Genomic DNA, 18,689 nt, shown 5'->3' with positions numbered 1-18,689 from the left:
CAATGACCGAGCAACTGATTGACAGCGTTGGCCGCCGGGTCAACTACGTACGGATCTCAGTCACTGACCGCTGCGACTTTCGCTGTGTGTACTGCATGAGTGAGGAGATGACGTTTCTACCCCGGGCCAAGGTGCTGACCCTGGAAGAACTTTCCACCCTCGCCCGCGCATTTACCGAGCTTGGAGTCGAAAAGATCCGCCTGACCGGCGGCGAGCCGCTGGTGCGTAAAAACATCGAAGACCTGGTCGACGAGATCGGCGCACTGCCGGGGCTCGACGACTTCACCATGACCACCAACGGCGCCGGGCTCAGAAAGCATGCAAAGCGCCTTTTCGACGGCGGGCTAAAAAGGCTCAACGTTAGCCTGGACTCCCTCGACCCCGAGCGCTTCAAGGCGCTGACCCGTACCGGCGATCTGGACAAGGTGATCGACGGCATTCGCGCCGCCAAGGAGGCGGGCTTCGAGCGCATCAAGCTCAACGCGGTGATTTTAAAAGGGCGTAACGACGACGAAGTGCTGGATCTGGTCGAATTCGCCCGCCGTGAGGGGCTCGATATCAGCTTTATCGAGGAGATGCCGCTGGGGGATGTGTCGGATCATTCCCGGGCGGAGACCTTCTACTCGAGCGACGACGTCAAGGCGCTAATCGAGGCGCGTTACCCGCTGACCCCGAGCACGGTGACGACCCCCGGGCCTTCGCGCTATTACCAAATGAGCGACAGCGACAGCCGTGTCGGGTTTATTTCGCCCCACACCCACAACTTCTGTGAAAGCTGCAATCGCGTGCGCGTCACCGTCGAGGGGCGGCTTTTACTCTGTTTGGGCAACGAGCACTCGGTGGACCTGCGCGCGGTCATGCGCCGCCACCCCGGCGACATGGACGCGCTCAAACGCGCCATCATCGATGCGCTGCCGCTAAAACCCGAGCGTCACCACTTCACCACCGACGGCGATGTCCAAGTGGTGCGCTTCATGAATATGACCGGCGGCTAGGCGGTGGCGACGGTGCGCATCCCCACCCACGTGGTGACCGGCTTTTTGGGCAGTGGCAAGACCACGCTTATCCACAGCCTGATCGAGCAAAAGCCTGTGGACGAGAAATGGGCGATTCTGGTCAACGAGTTCGGCCAGATCGGCATCGACCAGGCGATGTTCGAAGACCGGGACGATGTGGTGGTGAAAGGCCTGCCCGGGGGCTGTCTGTGCTGCCAGCTCGCGTTCGTGTTGCAGGCGGCGCTGGTGAGCTTGGTCACCCGCACCCAACCCGACCGGCTGATCATCGAACCCTCGGGGCTTGGCCACCCGGCGGGGCTTTTGGACCTGCTGCGCGGCGAGGCTTTTGCCTCGACCCTCGAGGTGCGCGATATCATCGCCACCCTCGACCCGCGCCGGCTGGACGAGGCCCGCGTGCGCGAGCACGAGACCTTCAACGACCAGCTCGCCGTGGCCGATGCGCTGGCGCTGACCATGACCGAGCAGGCAAGCGCTTTACAGATCGAACGTGGCGATGCGTTTATCGAAACGCTTTGGCCCGCCCCCAAATGGGTGCACCGGGCCGCTGGCGGCACGCTCCCGCTTTCGCTTCTTCTTCAAAGCGAGCCCACCGCGGCCGAAGAGCGCGCCCGGCCCGCCGCGCATCGAGCCCTCGAGGCGCCTCCTTCTGTCGACGGTGTTTTTTTCGATGCGCCGCCCGAGCCCGGCGCCCCGCGCGTCGAAACCGCCAACGCCTTGGGCTACGCAAGTACCGGGCTTCGCTGGCACCCAAGCGAGCGCTTCGATCTTGACCAGCTCGCCCAGGTGCTTTCGACACTCCCCAAAAAGGCGCGGGCCAAGGGCGTCTTCAACACTGCCGATGGCTGGAAGCGGCTCAACCGAGGCCTGGGCACCTTGAGCATCGAGGCAAGCGCCTGGCGCCAGGACTCGCGCCTCGAGATCATCCTTCCCACGGAATGCCCGGCGCTGGACCCGCGCCAGTTGCTCGATCGCCTGCACGCTCTTACGTCCCGCTCGTACCCAGCGCTTGGCGCGTGAGCGCGGCCACCGGCATGGGCCGGCCGAAGAGATACCCCTGATACGAGAGGCAGCCGTGGGCAAGAAGCCAGGCGTACTGCTCGCGGGTTTCTACGCCTTCAGCGATCACATCCAGGTTCAAACTTTTCGCCAGGGCGATGGTACTTTCCACGATGGCGGCGTTGGCCGTGCTGCCCGGTATCTGCTGCACGAAAGACTGGTCGATCTTGAGCTGATCCAACGGCAACTGGGCCAGGTAGGCGAGCGACGAGTAGCCGGTGCCGAAATCGTCCAGCGAGAAACGTACACCCCGGGCTTTCAGGCGCAGCATGGTCTCGCGCACCTCGCTCGGCGCTTCGACAAACAGCGACTCGGTCACTTCGAGCTTCAACTGCTCCAGCGGCGCGCAGGTGCGGGCAAACACACTTTCGATGCGCTCGGCAAAGCCTGACTCGCGAAACTGTACCGGGCTGATATTCACCGAGATGGTCAACCGCCCTAACACCGGATGCCCGGCCCACTCGTTGAGCTGCCAGCAGGCCTGCTCGAGTATCCACTCGCCGACTTCGTTGATCAGGCCGGTGGTTTCCAAAAGCGGTATGAACTCGCCCGGCGAAATGATCCCCCGCTCCGCGTGGTGCCAGCGCAGCAGCACTTCCATACCACTCATGACGCCGCGCGGGTCGACCTGGGGCTGGTAGTAAAGCTGCCACTGCTTGAAGATCACCGCCTGGCGAAGATCGGACTCCAGCCGTACCCGGGCCAGCAGCTCGGCCTGCATGCCCGGGTTGAAAAAGCGTAGCGTTTGACGCCCGTTGCCTTTGGCCTGGGAGAGCGCCATATCCGCCTGCTGGAGATAGTCGTCCATGTTGTGCTGGTCGCTTGACATCATCGTGACCCCGGCGCTGACGGTGATCGTTGCCAGGCTATTATTGAGCTTGATAGGCTCGTTCAGCGACTCCATCAGCTTGTGGGCAATGCCCTGGGCAAGCTGGTGCGTCTGCGCCAGGTTGCTGTTGACGCCTTCGATCAGCACGGCAAATTCGTCGCCCCCGAGCCTTGCCAGGGTGTCGGTATCGCGCAGCATCCGCGAAAGCCGCTGCGCCACGCCCTGCAATAGCTGGTCGCCGGCGTGATACCCCTGGGTGTCGTTGACCTCCTTGAAATTATCGATATCGAAGAGCATGAGCGCACCGTAGCGCTGATGACGGTTGAGCTCTTTCAACGCCGTTTCCAAACGGTCCATGAACAGGCGCCGGTTGATCAGCCCGGTGAGCGGGTCGTAAAACGCCAGTTGATGTATCTCTTGCTCGGCCGCCTTGCGCTCGCTGATATCGCTGATGGTCGCAACGTAGTGGCTGAGCGCGCCGGCGTCATCGTAAATGGCGCTGATGGTGATCCACTGCGGGAAAAACTCGCCGTTTTTACGCTTGTTCCAGATCTCGCCTTCCCAGTTGCCCACTTGATTGACGCGCTGCCAAAGCTCGCGGTAGAACGCCGCGCCGTGCTGGCCCGAGCTGAACATCCGCGGGGTCTTGCCCACCATATCGGCGTCCTGGTAGCCGGTGATGCGCTTGAACGTGTCGTTGGTCTTTAGGATGTAGCCCTTTCGGTCGGTGATCAAAATACCCAGGTGGGTTTGAAAGGCAGCGGCGGCGATCTTGAGCTCCGCCTGGAGCCTTTTGTCCTCGGTCACATCGCGTACCACGGACAGCACACCGCTGAAGGTTCTGCTGACATCGACCAGCGGGCTCACCGTAGAATGGAAACAGTGGTGCTGACCGTTGATCACCAGCGAGTATTCGAAGGTTTTGACCTGATGAAAGCGCTTGACCCGGTCGAAGACATCGCTGAACGTTTCAGCGATGTCGGCGGGCAGGATGTTCGAAAAATGCTGGCCCAACGCCGCGTCCGGGTCGAGCAATAGAAGCCGCTGGTCGATGGCGTGAATATGGCGAAACCGCCCCTGCTCATCGAACACGAAGAGCAGGTCCTGCAGGGAATTGACCAGCGCGTCCAGGCGGACCTCGCGCTCGAGGGCATGGGCGCGGGCTGCCTCGCGCTCCTCGATACGCCTTTGCAAAAGGCGGGAAAGCGTTATCCGATTGAGGTAATGGCGAAGCCCCCAGCCCCCCAGCAGCGCGATGACCACCATGATGACGAGCAGCAATGCCGTGCGGTCGCGCCAATCGCTGAGCAGGCTTTGCAGGTCGACGCCGACCACGGCGTACACGGGATAGTCGCCGATACGCTCGAGACGAAACAGGCGCTCGCGCTGGTCGACCGGCGAGCGCATGCGAATGGCCTGGCCCGCCTCACCGCCGCCCACACGGCGCCACTGAGTCGGCGGTTCCAATCTTTGCCCTACCGTGACGTCCAGGGGCGGCTGTGAATGTCGGGCTATCAACTGGAAATCGGTATCGACCAGCGTGATGCTCTCGCCTTCATTCATGCTCAATTGCTGCAGCGCATCGGCAAAGATTTGCGGCTGGATGCGAGACACGGCGATACCGGCAAACTCGCCCAGCGCATTCTCCAACCGCTTGGCGTTGTACAGAAACACCTCGCCGCTTCCCGGGGAGCGCTGTAGGGTCGTCACCTCACGCGTGAGCTCGCTATCCCGGAACGCCTGAAAAAAGTCGGTGTTGCGGTAGGAGAACCCCAGGTAGTGCTCGTCGCTACTCAGTACGACGCGCCCCGAGGTATCGAGCACACCCATGGCGTCCACCGACGACACATACCGAGTGAGCTCGTCGATGGCCTGCTCGAGCGCCTGGCGGCTCTGTTCGTCGGAATCCTCGAACAGCTTAACCAACTCGTTGAGGCTAAAAAGCGCTTGCTCGCTCTGGCCCAAAACGCCCTGGGTCCACTGGGCCACGACGCCGACGCGGGCCTCCATGCGTACCGTGGCCGCTTCTATCTCCCGCTGGTACTGCTCGTAGACCAGCCAGCCGAACATGCTTGCCATGAAGAGCAGGGCCAGCACGTAGAGCAGTACGGCGCGCCGACTGGCGCTAGCGGTTACATCGGGCCCAATAGCGGCCGGGGGGGGAGTATCCGGTACAACGGACATTGCGCGTATGCCTTTTCTTAATAAACCCTGCAAACCGCTGTAATAACAGCCACCCGAGGCGCCATTTTCCTTTAAAAAACGTGGTCCTGTCTAATCGCAGCGTGCTACTTTCGATACAAACCGTTTTTATTGTAAATGATTTGTCAAGAAAGGCCGTTTCGTACAGCGGGAAGGAGGTGTCCATGGTATCGCTTGGGCAAATGAGTGACTACGAGATCCGCCTGGTCCGCGTGTTCAATACGGTGGTCGAGTGCGGCGGCTTTACCGCGGCGGAAACGACCCTGGGAATCAGCCGCTCGGCGATCAGCCAGCACATGAGTGACCTGGAAAAACGCGTGGGCTTGTCGCTTTGTCAGCGCGGGCGCGGCGGCTTTAGCCTCACCGAAGAGGGCAAGGAACTCTACCAGGCCGGGCTCACGCTGCTCGCCGCACTGGAAGCCTTTCGCAGCGACGTCAACGCCCTGCATCATACCATCAAGGGCGAGCTCAATATCGGCATTACCGATAATCTGGTCACGCTGCCCGCCATGAACGTCACCAATGCCCTCGCCGAGCTTACCGGACAAAGCAGTGAGGTAAGCGTCAACATCCATATGGAGCCCTCCGACGCGGTGATTCGCCAGGTGATGGACGGCCACTTGCACGTGGGCGTCGTCCCCAGCGTCAACCTGCCGGCAAGCCTGGAGACACGCTGGCTTTACGACGAGCCTTCTTATCTTTACTGCGGCGCCGGCCACCCGCTTTTCGAGACGACAAGCCAGCCCCCGGATGCGGCCGAAATTACCCGGGCGTCGGGGGTGGCGCCGCGCTACCCGCTCCCCCCCAAAGCGCGCCAGGCCCACGACGCCTTGACGCTACGTGCCTCGGCCTCGGACCGCGAGGGCGCGGCCTTTCTCATTCTCACCGGGCACTACATCGGCTTTTTACCCGAACACGTGGCCGCGCAATGGGTCGCCGCCGACAAAATGCGCCCGCTATGCACCGACCAGTACAGCTACCGTATTCCGTTCGTGCTGGTTACCCGCCGAGACCGGCGCCCCAACCGGGTAGTGGATGCCTTCTTGAGTCTGGTGAGCACCGCGGCGGCCGATACCTAGCCGCTGCTGGCAAGGCCAGGCGCGAACATTTCACTACAATCGTTGAATATAAATTGACGCAAATGGCCTCGATTAGCTGCTAAAGTGTTTTTAAAACTTGCATAAAAAATCAGCATCACGACCGGATCGACTCGTGTGTGAGGGGAAGCGCTTTTCATGAAGCGCTTCTCGTCTATCCGTGTCGATCGATGCACGAGGTGAGACCATGACGATTCAAGTAACCCGACGCGGGTTTTTCAAACTGGGGGCGGCAGGGCTTGCCACCTCCAGTATGGCGATGATGGGGTTCTCCCCGGAAGCCGCCGCCTCCTCCATTCGCCCTTTCAAGCTGACGCACACGAAAGAGACGCGCAATATCTGCACCTACTGCTCGGTAGGCTGCGGTGTGCTGATCTACAGCCGCGGCGATGAAGCGAGAAACGTTCAACAACAGATCATCCACATCGAGGGCGACCCGGACCACCCGGTGAGCCGCGGCGCGCTTTGTCCCAAGGGCGCGGGCCTGCTCGACTACGTGAAAAGCCCCTCGCGCCTGAAATTCCCCGAGGTGCGCGAGCCTGGCACCAACGAGTGGAAGCGCATCTCCTGGGAGGAAGCTAACGACCGTATCGCTCGCCACATAAAAGCCGATCGCGACGAGAACTTCGTCGCCACCGACGACGAAGGCCGTACGGTCAACCGTTGGACGACCACCGGCTTTTTGGCGGCCTCGGCCTCCTCCAACGAATCGGGCTATCTCACCCACAAGTTTGTCACCAGCCTTGGCATGCTGGCCTTCGACAACCAGGCGCGCGTTTGACACGGACCAACGGTGGCAGGTCTTGCCCCAACATTTGGTCGCGGTGCGATGACGAACCACTGGGTCGATATTCGCAATGCTGACGTCATTCTGGTCATGGGTGGCAACGCCGCCGAGGCGCATCCGGTCGGTTTTCGCTGGGTCACCGAAGCGAAAGAGCACAATAACGCCCAGCTTATGGTGGTGGACCCGCGCTTTACGCGTACGGCTTCTGTGGCGGACTTCTACGCGCCGATTCGTACCGGCACGGATATCGCCTTTCTCGGGGGCTTGATTCGCTATCTGATCGACAACGACCAGATTCAGCGCGACTACGTGCTCAACTACACCGACGCGGCGCTGTTGGTGGACGAAGGTTTTGGCTTCGAAGAGGGGCTGTTCGACAGCTACGACGAAACCACCCGCTCCTACGATAAGGAGAACTGGGTCTATCAAACCGGTGAAGACGGTTTCGCGCTTAGAGACGATACGCTGACGCACCCGCGCTGCGTCTACCGACTGCTGCGCGAGCACTTCGACGCCTACACGCCGGAAATGGTCTCCTCGATCTGCGGTACGCCCGTGGACAAGATAATGCGCGTGTGGGAGACGCTTGCGAGCACCGCCACGCCAGATCGCACCACCACGCTTTTGTACGCGCTTGGCTGGACACAGCACTCGCTGGGTTCGCAGATCATTCGTACCGCGGGCATGGTGCAACTGCTGCTGGGCAACATAGGCCAGCTCGGCGGCGGCGTGAACGCGCTGCGCGGTCACTCCAACATTCAGGGGCTGACCGACCTTGGCCTGCTCTCGAACCAGCTGACCGGCTACATCGCCGCACCGACGGACGACGAGGAAGACCTCGACACCTTCCTCGAGGCCCGGCGGCGGGCTCCGCTGCAGCCCAATCAGGTCTCCTACTGGCAAAACGCCGACGCGTTCTTCGTAAGCCTGATGAAGGCCTGGTACGGCGACAACGCCCGCGCGGACACCCAGTGGTGCTTCGACTGGCTGCCCAAGCTCGACAAGCCGCTCTACGATATCCTCGACACCTTTAACCGGATGTCGAAAGGCGAGATCTACGGCTACTTCTGTCAGGGCTTCAACCCGCTGGCGGCGATTCCCAACAAGGCGAAGGTGTCCCGCTCGCTTTCGAAACTGCGCTATCTGGTCTCGATCGACCCGCTCAATACGGAAACCGCCGAATTCTGGCGCAATGCCGGCGAGTACAACGACGTCGACCCGAGCGAGATCCAGACCGAGGTCTTCCGCCTGCCGGCGCTGTCATTCGCCGAGGACGCGGGTTCCACGGTCAACAGCGCCCGCTGGCTGCAGTGGCACTACCCCGCCGCGGACGGCCCCGGTGAGGCGCGCGCGGACACCCATATTCTGGGGGCCCTGTTCACCCGCGTGCGCGAGCTTTACGAGCGCGACGGGGGCGCCTTCCCGGACCCAATCCTGGGCCTTGCCTGGAACTACAAAAAGCCCGAGGAGCCCGCACCGGAAGAGCTTGCGCGGGAATACAACGGCCGCGCGCTGAGCGATGTGTACGTCGACGGGCGCCTGGTGCGTCCCATGGGTGAGCAGCTGGCGGGCTTTGGCGAGCTGCGCGACGACGGCTCGACGGCCTGCGGCTGCTGGATTTTCGCGGGCTCCTGGACCGAGGCCGGAAACCAGATGGCCAACCGCGACAACGCCGACCCCTACGGCATCGGCCAGACCCTGGGCTGGGCCTGGTCCTGGCCTGCCAACCGGCGCATTCTCTACAACCGCGCCTCGGCCAAGCTTGATGGCAGCCCCTGGTCCGAGCGTAAGTCGCTGGTGTGGTGGGATAGCGTGACGCGGCGCTGGACCGGTGCGGACGTGCCGGACTTCCCGGTCGACTCCGCCCCCACCCGCGGGCAGATGCCTTTCATCATGAACCCGGAGGGCGTGGGCAAGCTGTTCGCAAGCCAGGGCATGGCGGAAGGCCCCTTCCCCACCCACTACGAGCCGCTGGAGAGCCCGGTGCCGGAGGGCAACCTGCTCTTCCCGCGCAACAACCGGGTGCGCTACAACCCGGCGGCCCGGGTCTTCGACGAGGACCTGGCGATGATGGGCACCTGGGAGGATTACCCTTACGCGGCGACCACGTACCGCCTGACCGAGCACTTTCACTACTGGACCAAGCACGTGCACTTGAACGCGATCGTGCAGCCGGAGCAGTTCGTAGAGATCGGCGAGGCGCTGGGGAACGAACTCGGCATCGTAGAAGGCGATTGGGTACGGGTTTCATCGAAACGCGGCTACATTCGCGCCGTGGCGGTGGTTACCAAGCGGATCAAGGCGATTACCGTGGGGGACCGCATCGTGCACCAAGTCGGTATTCCGATCCACTGGGGCTTTTTGGGGCTCGCCAAGAAGGGCTTTTTGGCGAATACGCTGACGCCCTTCGTAGGCGATGCCAATACCCAGACCCCGGAGTTCAAATCCTTTCTGGTCAACGTTGAAAAAGACACCACAGGAGGCAGGGCATGAGCAATCCGCAAAATATCCTGCGCCGCTCGGCCACGACCACGACGCCCCCCCAGGGGCGTCACGAGGTCGAGCCCGTGGCCAAGCTGATCGATGTCAGCCGCTGTATCGGCTGCAAGGCGTGCCAGGTCGCCTGCATGGAGTGGAACGACGTGCGCGACGAGGTCGGCATCAATACCGGCACCTACAACAATCCCAATGATCTGACCGAAGACTCCTGGACGGTGATGCGCTTCACCGAGTTCGAGAACGCCCAAGGCGATCTCGAGTGGCTGATCCGCAAGGACGGCTGCATGCACTGCGCCGACCCGGGCTGTTTGACCGCTTGCCCGGCGCCGGGGGCCATCGTTCAGTACGCCAACGGTATCGTCGATTTCGACTCGGACAAGTGTATCGGCTGCGGCTACTGCGTGACCGGCTGCCCCTTCGACATTCCGCGGATCTCCGAGCGTGACAGCAAATCCTACAAGTGCACGCTCTGCTCGGATCGGGTCTCGGTGGGCCTGGAGCCCGCCTGCGTGAAAACCTGCCCAACCGGCTGTATCGAGTTCGGCTCCAAGGCGGACATGCTGACCCGCGCCGCCCAGCGCGTGGACGATCTGAAAGGGCGCGGCTTCAGTGAGGCGGGCATTTACGACCCGGCCGGCGTCGGCGGCACCCACGTCATGTACGTGCTGCACCACGCGGACACCCCGGACATCTACGCGGGCTTGCCTAATGACCCGAGCATTTCGCCCTTCGTCAGCGCCTGGAAAGGCCCGACCAAGCCGATCATGAGCGCGATCATCGGCATCACCGCGTTTGCCGGCTTCATGCACTACCTCACCAAGGGGCCGAAGGACGAGCCGCTGGATGAAGAGGTGTTCGGCCCGGAAGGCGAAGACGCCTACCTGCGCGATCATCCCACTGATGCGCCGGACGCCGAGCAGGCCGATGCTCGGCAGGAGAAGTGACGATGAAACGCGATTCTTACAAGCGTAACCAGCTGGGTCAGCGCATGATGCTGCGCTACCCGCCCTCTACCCGGGTCAACCACTGGACGATGGCGCTGAGCTTCATTTTGCTGGCGCTGTCGGGGCTGGCGTTCTTTCATCCGGCGTTTTTCTTTCTCTCCCACACCCTGGGCGGACCGGTATGGGCGCGCATTCTGCACCCGTTCATCGGCGTGGTGTTCTTTCTGCTCTTTGCTCTCATGGCCGTGGGCCACGTTCGCTCCAACCTGCCGATCAAAAACGACGTGCGCTGGATGAAGCAGCTCGATGATGTGCTGAGCAACCGCGATGAGAAAGTCCCGCCGATCGGCAAGTACAACCCGGGCCAAAAACTGGTGTTCTGGCTGCTGGTGCTCTGCGTGCCGACACTTCTGATCACCGGTGTGCTGATGTGGCGGCCCTGGTTTGCCGGCTACTTTCCGGTCACGGTGGTGCGTATCGCAAGCCTTTTGCACGCGGTGGCCGCCTTCGGGGCGATCGTCACGATCGTGGTGCACATCTACGCGGCGATTTGGATCAAGGGCTCGTTCGGCGCCATGATTCGCGGCTGGGTGACCCACGCCTGGGCCAAACACCACCACCCGCTCTGGTACGATGAACACGTTAAAGGCGAGCGCGAACGCCAATCCCGGGAGCCCACTCCGGCGGCCGACGACCCGCACCAACTCAACACTCAGGACTAACACGGGGCGCCAACGGCGCCCCGTGTGACAGGAGCAGGCATGAGCGAATGGATTTCCGATACGCTGCACGACCCCAAGCCGCCGCGCCACGGCGAGCCGCCATTGGTGGTGCTGCCGGAATCGCGCCTTTTCGCTACGCGGGCCACTCGCTTTAGCGAACTCGAAACGCGCTTCGATGAGATGGCGCCGTTTCTCGCCTTCAACGCCCACCTGGCCCGCGCTCAGCACCGTGTATTGAAGGATCGCAAGGCCGAGCCCTTTGAGTCACAAAGCTGGGATGTCGCGCTTGACCACGAGTTTCCGCCGCTCGCGCCCTCGGCACTGATCACTAGCCTGGATTGGCAGGCGGATCTAAACGCCCTGCTCGCAGAGCTCGACCGGGCGCTCGAGGCCGAAAACGCCACGTTCGCCGCCCAGCGTGAGCTACTCGCCAAGCTGGGGGGCCTCAGCGAGCGCAAGGTGGCCGAGCTTGCCCGGGCGATTGTCGAGCAGCAAGGCGTCGACGCCGAACTTCGCGGCCTGGCGCCGCTGGTCGGCGCGGCGCTCCAGGTGGCCTGGACGCGGCTGGCGCAGTCGCTTGCGCGGCTTCCCCACCGCCCCAAGGACGCAGCCCAGGGGCTTTGCCCCTGCTGCGGTACGCCGCCGGTGGCCTCTACCGTACAACTGGGTCGTCACCGCTCGCGGGTACGCTATCTGGTGTGCGGGCTTTGCGCCACCCAGTGGTACCTGGAGCGGACGCGCTGCAGCCACTGTTTCGACACCGAAAAGCTCGACTATATTGGTGTTGAAGGGCCGGACGGCAAGCGGGCCCTGCCCATTCGCGCCGAGAGTTGCGGGGCCTGCCGGGCAAGCGTTAAGTTAATGGACCGCGAATGGGAAGCCGACACCGACCCCTTTGCCGACGATATCGCAACGCTTGGCCTGGACGTGCTACTGGAAGAGCAGGGCTACGCCCGCGCCGGTTTCAACCCGCTGCTCGCCTTTGGCGGCGAGGACGGCTAGCCCCCGCGCCTGCGATATCACTCCCGGACACCGCTCGACACGGATGCAAGCCTGATGACGGATATCGCTCCCTCTAAAACAACCGAAGACTGGCGCCGCACGCTGCCCTCTGTCGACCGGCTGCTCAACCACCCGCACCTTTTGACGCTTGCGGCCCAGCACGGCAAGCCGCTTTGCAAGCGCATGACCCGCGACACGTTAAGCGCGCTGCGCCAGGCCCCGCTTCACGCGCCGCTGGATGACGAGGCGATTACCCGCCAGGTGCAGGCAAGGCTTCTGGAGGCTATCCGCCCCAACGCCCGCGCCGTGTTCAACCTGACCGGTACCGTGATCCACACCAACCTGGGCCGTGCGCTGCTCTCGGAGCCTGCCATCGACGCCATGGCAAGCGTTGCCCGCTCGCCGGTGGCGCTGGAGTACGACCTGGCCACCGGCGGGCGCGGCGACCGGGATGATCTCATCGAGGCGCTGATCTGCGAGCTGACCGGCGCCGAGGCCGCCACGGTAGTCAACAACAACGCCGCCGCGGTGGTGCTCACCCTGGGTGCTCTGGGCGCAGGGCGAGAAGGAATCGTCTCCCGCGGCGAGCTGATCGAGATCGGCGGCTCCTTTCGCATGCCGGATATCATGGCCGCCGCCGGTTGCCAGCTTCGCGAAGTCGGCACCACCAACCGCACGCATCCGCGCGATTACCGCGAGGCCATCAACGAAAACACCGGGCTTTTGGTCAAGGTGCACGCCTCCAACTACGCCATCGAAGGTTTTACCCAGTCAGTCGACGAAGCCGGCATGGCCGAGATCGCCCACGAAGCCGGGCTACCGCTGGTGGTGGACCTGGGCAGCGGCGCGTTGACCGACCTTTCCCGGTTTGGCCTGCCCTACGAGACCCAGCCCCTGGATGCCATCACCGCCGGCGCCGATGTCGTCACCTTCAGCGGCGACAAGCTTTTGGGCGGCCCTCAGGCGGGTATCATCGCGGGCAGCCGCGCCTGTATCGAGCGCATCAAGCGCCATCCCCTCAAGCGCGCGCTGCGCCTGGACAAACTCGTGCTGGCCGCTTTAGAGGCCACGCTCAGACACTACCGCGACGACGAACACCCGAATCAAACGCTGCCCACGCTCAGAATGCTCACCCGCCTCGAATCGGATATTCACGCGGCGGGCGAGCGCTTGATGGCGGCGCTCGCAACGCCGCCGGGGGGATACGAACTCGCCCTGGTGTCCTGCATGAGCCAGCTGGGCAGCGGCTCGCTCCCGGTGGATCGGCTACCCAGCAAAGCGCTGGTCATCGCCTCGACCGCAAAGCGGCGCGAGACCCGCGAGCGCGATCTGCGCCGGCTGGAAAGCGCGCTTCGCGGCCTGCCCCGGCCGATCATCGGGCGCATCAAGGAAGGCGCGCTATGGCTCGATTTACGCTGCCTTTTCCCTGACGACGAGGCGCTGCTCGCCGAGCAGCTACGCACCGCGCTGACCCAAGGGACGGCTTCATGATTCTGGCAACCGCCGGCCACGTCGACCACGGCAAGACCACGCTGATCCAGCAGCTGACCGGCGTCGACACCGACACGCTCAAGGAAGAGAAAAGCCGCGGGCTGACCATCGAGCCCGGCTTCGTCTACCCAGAGACCGACGGCAAGGCGGAGCTTGGCTTCATCGATGTGCCCGGCCACGAACGCTTTATACACAATATGCTTTCCGGCGTGGCCGGTGTGGACGGCGCGCTGTTGATCATCGCCTGCGATGATGGCGTCATGCCGCAAACCCGCGAACATTTGGCCATTCTTCAGCTGCTCTCGATTTCGATTACCGCCGTAGTACTGACCAAAAGCGACCTGACAAGCGCCGAGACCCACACGCTTCGCCGCCAGCAAGCCCAGGCCCTCGTCGGCGACGTACCGGTCTTTTGTGTCTCCGGGCGCACCGGCGAAGGCGTGGCGGCGCTATCCCAGTGGCTGAGCGAACGGGCCGAACGCTGGCAAGCGCGCCCGGCACCGGGGCGCTTTCGCCACGCCATCGACCGCGTGTTCAGTAAAAAAGGGGCGGGGCTCGTAGTGACCGGCACGGTGGTGGACGGCACCATCGAAGAAGGCCGTCACCTCTGGCTGCTGCCCCAGGGCGAGCGTGTGCGGGTGCGCGGACTGCGCCGCCAGAACCAGCCCTCCCAAAGCGCCCAGCGCGGCGACCGCTGCGCCCTCAACCTGGCCGGCATCGAGCGCGAAGACGTCGCCCGGGGCGATTGGCTGCTGGACGCACCGGCGCCGCTTCCCGGCAGCCAGCGCCTCGATGTCACGGTCAACCTGCTCGACTCGCTGGAGCGCGACACGCCTCACTGGACGCCGGTTCACGTGCATATTGGGGCGGCCCACCTGACCGGGCGTTTGGGGTTGCTGGAGGGCCAAAGCCTTGCCCCCGGCGGCCGGGCGCTGGGCCAGCTGACCCTCGACACCCCGCAACACGCCTGCTGCGGCGACCGCTTCGTCATCCGCACCCAAAGCGCCGACCACACCCTGGGCGGCGGGCGCGTGCTCGACCCGCAGCCACCCCGACGCGGCGCGCGGCGCCCCGAACGGCTGCGCACACTCAAAACCCTGGAGCAGGCGATTGAAAGCGGCGCGCCGGAGCGCCTCGAAGGCTACGCCGACACGCTGAAAACCCTGGCGCAGCAGCAAGCCAACGGCGTATCGCTTGTCGCGCTGGCCGCCACCTTCAACCGCCCACTCGAGGCGCTGGAAAGCCAAGCGAGCGAGCAGGGTTTGACGCTGCTCAGCGCCGGCGAAGAGCACCGCGCGTTCGACCCGGCGAACCTCGCAGCACTCGGCCAGACGCTTTGCCAGGCGCTGGAGGCATACCACGAGAATGCCCCCTCCGAAGTCGGTGTGGAGCGTGACCGTCTGCGCCGTTGGGTCGCCTCCAAATGGCCGGACGGCATCTTTCGCCGCTGGCTGGACACGCTGATTCAGGCAAACCAGGTTCGCGCCCAGGGCCCCTTCATCGCGCTACCCGAGCACCGCGCCCGCCTCGATGAGGCCGACGAAGCACAGTCCCAGACATTATTGCCCCTGTTGGAAGCGACCTTCGATCCCCCTCGCGTGCGCGATATCGCCCATGCCCAGCAGCTCGATGAGCCCCGGGTACGCGAGGTGCTGCGCGCCAATGCGCGTTTAGGGCGGCTGTTCGAGGTCCGCAAGGATCATTTCTACCCGCTGGCCACATTGCAACGTCTGGCCGAACAGGTGGAGACCCTCGAGGCCGACCATGGCGCCATCACCGCCGCCGGCTACCGCGACCGTACCGGCGTCGGTCGCAAGCTCGCCATCGCCCAGCTCGAATTCTTCGACCGCGTCGGTTATACCCGGCGCGTGCGCGACGAGCGTAAGCTGCGCCAGCCTGGCATGTGGCGTTAAAAACCGTTAGGCTTTCCTGGTGTGTGAGGAGGAGGATCGTTCCCCGGTGGGGCGACCGGACTTCAACTCCGTGTAGGGGCTGCCATGCAGCCCCTGGTGAGTTCGACTCTCACCCTCCTCCGCCATTTTTTTGGCCGTGCCCCTCAGCGCGATTGCGCCGCCGCAACGCCTCCCGCCGCGCGCTCATGGCCAAGCACAGTGCTGGCCACGTAGTAAACCACCGCCCCCAGGGCCGAGCCGGTAAACCAGCCGTAGTCGTAGAACCAGCTCATCGTACCGGTCAAAAGCGCCATCAATGTCAGCGCGACGGGCACGCCGAAGGCGATAAAGCCTGCGATGTTCACCGCCGGGTAAGCGCGCCCATCCTGGTACAAGCTCGGCACATCCAACTGCTGCTTTTTGATCAAAAAGTAATCCACCGCCATGATGCCGGCGATCGGCCCCAGCAGGCTCGAGTACCCCAGCAGCCAGTTGGAGTACATCTGCTCGAGCGACACCCCCTGAGCGATCACCCCCGCCTTTTGCAGAAGGTCGTAGCCCATCAATAGAACCCCGACGAGCCCGGTCAACAGCACCCCGCGGGTCTGATTGATCAACTTCGGCGCGATGTTCTGAAAGTCGTTGGTGGGCGAGACGATGTTGGAGGCGGTGTTGGTCGAAATGGTTGCCACGACGATCAGCAGCATCGCCAGAATCACCCAGAACGGGCTGTCGATGAAACCGATCAGGCGCACCGGGTCCGCCACCGTCTGCCCCACCAGGGACTCGGAGGCTGCCGTCATCACCACGCCAAGGGAGGCGAAGAAAAACATGGTCAGCGGCAGGCCGATGATCTGGCCGACGATTTGATCCTTCTGGCTTTTGGCGAAACGGCTAAAGTCGGGAATATTCAGCGAAAGCGTGGCCCAAAAGCCGACCATCGCGGTCAGGCCCGCAAAGAAGTAGCCGTAGACCGAGGCGCCTTCGGGCCGCGACGGTGGCTGCGCCAAAAGCGCGGTCATCGACATGTTCGGCCATGCCCACACCATCAAGCCAATGCCCACCAGCAACAGCAAAGGCGCGGCGAGCGTCTCCATCCATTTGATCGACTCCGCCCCGCGAATCACCACGTAAAGATTCATTGCCCCGAATACAAAAAAGCCGATCACCTCGCCGACCCCGCCAAGCGCCGCCCAGGCGGGAAACAGCGCCGACAGCAGCAGGTGAATGGCCAGGCCCCCGAACATAGTCTGAATACCGAACCAGCCACACCCCACCAGCGCGCGCACCAGACACGGCACGTTGGAGCCCAAAATGCCGAAGGAGGAGCGCAGCACGATCGGAAACGGAATGCCGAATTTGGTTCCGGGAAAGGCATTGAGCGTCAACGGCAGCAGCAAAATGACGTTGGCGAGAAAAATGGCAAACAGCGCCTCCCCCACACTCAAGCCAAAATACGCCGTTAATACGCCGCCCAGGGTATAGGTGGGCACGCAGATCGCCATGCCCACCCAAAGGGCGGCAATGTTCCATTTGCTCCAGGTGCGCTCGGCGGCGGTGGTGGGGGCGATATCCTCATTGAAGCGCGGGCTATCGCGCACGTCGTTATTCACTTCAAGCTCGATCAATCCTTCTCGATCCACCATCCGGGATGCTGAAACGGTCATGAGTTCCTCCTCGAAGAGCCACTGTCTATTATCGTTATTGAGTCAGCTAAAATCAGGTCATCTAAAACCAAGTCATCTGAAACCAGAGCAATAAGTGTGCCTAACCGTACACAACGGCGCATAACTTATTGATAAAAAGCTGACTTATTCGACAGTTAAAGCGCCTCTTTACAGTTGTTTTTATTTTATTGAGCGTTATTAAAAACCACTCGTTAAAGAGGGTACGCCTAAAAATAAAAAAGCACCACAAAAGCGCGGACTAACGTAAATAATTCTTAGAAAACACATTAAAGCCATGATTTTAATGAAGTAAAAAGATGACGGAAATAAGTGCATCGATTCACCAAGGTGGCAACCAATGACCTAAAACCAAGATTAATCATAAACTTACGGACACTTATAAAAACACTTGAAACAGCAGGGTTTATACAACTAATCTAAAAACTGTCTTCACGGACAGCTTTTAAAACAACAACGGCCTTTTGATTAAAAGAGGCTTAACAGCACGCCACTAACGCCAACAATACTTTCAACGGATAACCGCCTCATTGAGTGGGGCGGGGTGTGTGACGACGAGAGAGGGCTCTTGCATGCAAACAATGAAAATCGGCTTGATTCAAATGGGGCTAAAAGCGAGCACGGATGCCGACCCGGCAGAGATTCGCGATGCCATGAACGAGGCGCACCTGCCGATGATCGAGCAGGCCGCCGAGCAAGGCGTTCAGGTGCTCTGTTTTCAGGAGGTATTCAACCAACCGTACTTCTGCCCCAGCCAGGACGAAAAGTGGTACGCCGCTGCCGAAAAGGTGCCCGAGGGCCCCACCTGCCAGATGATGCAGAAACTCGCCGCCGAGCACCACATGGTCATCATCGTGCCGGTCTATGAAGAGACCGAAACCGGCGTTTACTACAACACCGCGGCGGTGTTCGACGCCGACGGCAGCTACTTGGGTAAATATCACAAAACGCACATTCCCCAGGTCGCCGGCTTCTGGGAGAAGTACTTCTTCAAACCGGGCCAGTCCAACTGGCCGGTCTTCGATACCGCTTTCGGCAAGATTGGCGTGTACATCTGCTACGACCGCCACTTCCCCGAAGGTTGGCGGGCGCTGGCACTTAACGGCGCCGAGGTCATCTTCAATCCTTCCGCCACGGTCGCCGGGCTTTCCCAATACCTTTGGGAGCTCGAACAACCCGCCTCCGCCGCCGCCAACGGCTGCTTCATCGCCGCCATCAACCGGGTGGGTACCGAGGCGCCCTGGAACATCGGCGACTTCTACGGCTCGAGCTATATCGTCAACCCGCGCGGCAAGATCGAAGCTCAGGCCAGCGCCACCGAGGACGAGCTGCTCGTCCACGAGATCGACCTGGACGCGGTACGCGAGGCGCGCAACAACTGGCAGTTCTTCCGCGACCGCCGCCCCGAGACCTACACGCGCCTGACCGACGGCGAGTAATCAAGCGACTGACTGGATAAGCAGGAGT

12 protein-coding genes and 1 tRNA gene are annotated in these 18,689 nt (G+C 62.4%); 11 read left to right on the top strand and 2 right to left on the bottom strand.

Annotation, left to right across the window (positions count from 1 at the left end; all coding sequences use genetic code 11):
* Nucleotides 1–2 precede the first annotated feature (2 nt).
* Together moaA and ACWHRL_RS02225 are read left to right on the top strand one after the other, a co-directional pair.
* Nucleotides 3–995, top strand: coding sequence for a GTP 3',8-cyclase MoaA (moaA, locus tag ACWHRL_RS02230; protein WP_447895056.1), 993 nt, complete (start codon nt 3–5; stop codon nt 993–995).
* A gap of 3 nt (nt 996–998) precedes the next feature.
* Nucleotides 999–2,033, top strand: coding sequence for a CobW family GTP-binding protein (locus ACWHRL_RS02225; protein WP_447895055.1), 1,035 nt, complete (start codon nt 999–1,001; stop codon nt 2,031–2,033).
* Here the strand turns inward: ACWHRL_RS02225 and ACWHRL_RS02220 are convergent.
* Nucleotides 1,999–5,085, bottom strand: a complete 3,087-nt coding sequence (locus ACWHRL_RS02220; RefSeq protein ID WP_447895054.1) for a bifunctional diguanylate cyclase/phosphodiesterase — start codon at nt 5,083–5,085, stop codon at nt 1,999–2,001. The genes ACWHRL_RS02225 and ACWHRL_RS02220 overlap by 35 nt on opposite strands.
* 182 nt (nt 5,086–5,267) lie before the next feature.
* Here ACWHRL_RS02220 and ACWHRL_RS02215 point away from each other — a divergent pair, with 182 nt between their 5' ends.
* From ACWHRL_RS02215 to ACWHRL_RS02180, 8 genes are all read left to right on the top strand, one after another.
* Complete coding sequence (locus tag ACWHRL_RS02215; RefSeq protein ID WP_447895053.1) at nt 5,268–6,182, top strand: LysR family transcriptional regulator; 915 nt, start codon at nt 5,268–5,270, stop codon at nt 6,180–6,182.
* A gap of 211 nt (nt 6,183–6,393) precedes the next feature.
* On the top strand, nt 6,394–9,480 hold the full coding sequence (gene fdnG, locus ACWHRL_RS02210; RefSeq protein ID WP_447896142.1) for a formate dehydrogenase-N subunit alpha: 3,087 nt from the start codon (nt 6,394–6,396) through the stop codon (nt 9,478–9,480).
* Entirely contained in the window at nt 9,477–10,430 is a 954-nt protein-coding gene (fdxH, locus tag ACWHRL_RS02205) for a formate dehydrogenase subunit beta (protein ID WP_447895052.1), read from the top strand. The genes fdnG and fdxH overlap by 4 nt, the downstream gene beginning before the upstream one ends.
* Nucleotides 10,431–10,432: 2 nt before the next feature.
* A complete protein-coding gene (locus ACWHRL_RS02200; protein WP_447895051.1) occupies nt 10,433–11,152 on the top strand; it encodes a formate dehydrogenase subunit gamma in 720 nt (239 codons plus the stop codon).
* 39 nt (nt 11,153–11,191) lie between these two features.
* Entirely contained in the window at nt 11,192–12,154 is a 963-nt protein-coding gene (gene fdhE / locus ACWHRL_RS02195; RefSeq protein ID WP_447895050.1) for a formate dehydrogenase accessory protein FdhE, read from the top strand.
* Between the two features lie 54 nt (nt 12,155–12,208).
* The gene (selA, locus tag ACWHRL_RS02190) at nt 12,209–13,645 is read left to right on the top strand and encodes an L-seryl-tRNA(Sec) selenium transferase (protein WP_447895049.1); all 1,437 of its coding nucleotides are present in this window, start codon (nt 12,209–12,211) and stop codon (nt 13,643–13,645) included.
* Nucleotides 13,642–15,558 (top strand): selenocysteine-specific translation elongation factor, encoded by a 1,917-nt coding sequence (gene selB, locus ACWHRL_RS02185; RefSeq protein WP_447895048.1) that lies wholly within the window; start codon nt 13,642–13,644, stop codon nt 15,556–15,558. Before selA ends, selB begins: the two co-directional genes overlap by 4 nt.
* A 27-nt stretch (nt 15,559–15,585) precedes the next feature.
* A tRNA-Sec gene (locus tag ACWHRL_RS02180) sits at nt 15,586–15,683 on the top strand.
* A gap of 18 nt (nt 15,684–15,701) precedes the next feature.
* Here the strand turns inward: ACWHRL_RS02180 and ACWHRL_RS02175 are convergent.
* The gene (locus ACWHRL_RS02175; protein ID WP_447895047.1) at nt 15,702–17,204 is read right to left on the bottom strand and encodes an NCS1 family nucleobase:cation symporter-1; all 1,503 of its coding nucleotides are present in this window, start codon (nt 17,202–17,204) and stop codon (nt 15,702–15,704) included.
* Nucleotides 17,205–17,794: 590 nt separating this feature from the next.
* Between ACWHRL_RS02175 and ACWHRL_RS02170 the strand changes: the two genes are divergently transcribed.
* Complete coding sequence (locus ACWHRL_RS02170) at nt 17,795–18,661, top strand: nitrilase-related carbon-nitrogen hydrolase (RefSeq protein WP_447527642.1); 867 nt, start codon at nt 17,795–17,797, stop codon at nt 18,659–18,661.
* Nucleotides 18,662–18,689 lie beyond the last annotated feature (28 nt).

The organism is Vreelandella sp. GE22, from assembly GCF_968212445.1.
Note: the sequence above shows the minus strand (reverse complement) of the source record. Positions and strands in the feature narration are given on the sequence as shown.

Excerpts from the sequence above, each read along its gene's own strand:
- moaA (WP_447895056.1), top strand. The coding sequence starts at position 3 with ATGACCGAGCAACTGATTGACAGCGTTGGCCGCCGGGTCAACTACGTA.
- ACWHRL_RS02220 (WP_447895054.1), bottom strand. The coding sequence starts at position 5,085 with ATGTCCGTTGTACCGGATACTCCCCCCCCGGCCGCTATTGGGCCCGAT.
- ACWHRL_RS02215 (WP_447895053.1), top strand. The coding sequence starts at position 5,268 with ATGGTATCGCTTGGGCAAATGAGTGACTACGAGATCCGCCTGGTCCGC.
- fdxH (WP_447895052.1), top strand. The coding sequence starts at position 9,477 with ATGAGCAATCCGCAAAATATCCTGCGCCGCTCGGCCACGACCACGACG.
- ACWHRL_RS02200 (WP_447895051.1), top strand. The coding sequence starts at position 10,433 with ATGAAACGCGATTCTTACAAGCGTAACCAGCTGGGTCAGCGCATGATG.
- fdhE (WP_447895050.1), top strand. The coding sequence starts at position 11,192 with ATGAGCGAATGGATTTCCGATACGCTGCACGACCCCAAGCCGCCGCGC.
- selA (WP_447895049.1), top strand. The coding sequence starts at position 12,209 with ATGACGGATATCGCTCCCTCTAAAACAACCGAAGACTGGCGCCGCACG.
- selB (WP_447895048.1), top strand. The coding sequence starts at position 13,642 with ATGATTCTGGCAACCGCCGGCCACGTCGACCACGGCAAGACCACGCTG.
- ACWHRL_RS02175 (WP_447895047.1), bottom strand. The coding sequence starts at position 17,204 with ATGACCGTTTCAGCATCCCGGATGGTGGATCGAGAAGGATTGATCGAG.
- ACWHRL_RS02170 (WP_447527642.1), top strand. The coding sequence starts at position 17,795 with ATGCAAACAATGAAAATCGGCTTGATTCAAATGGGGCTAAAAGCGAGC.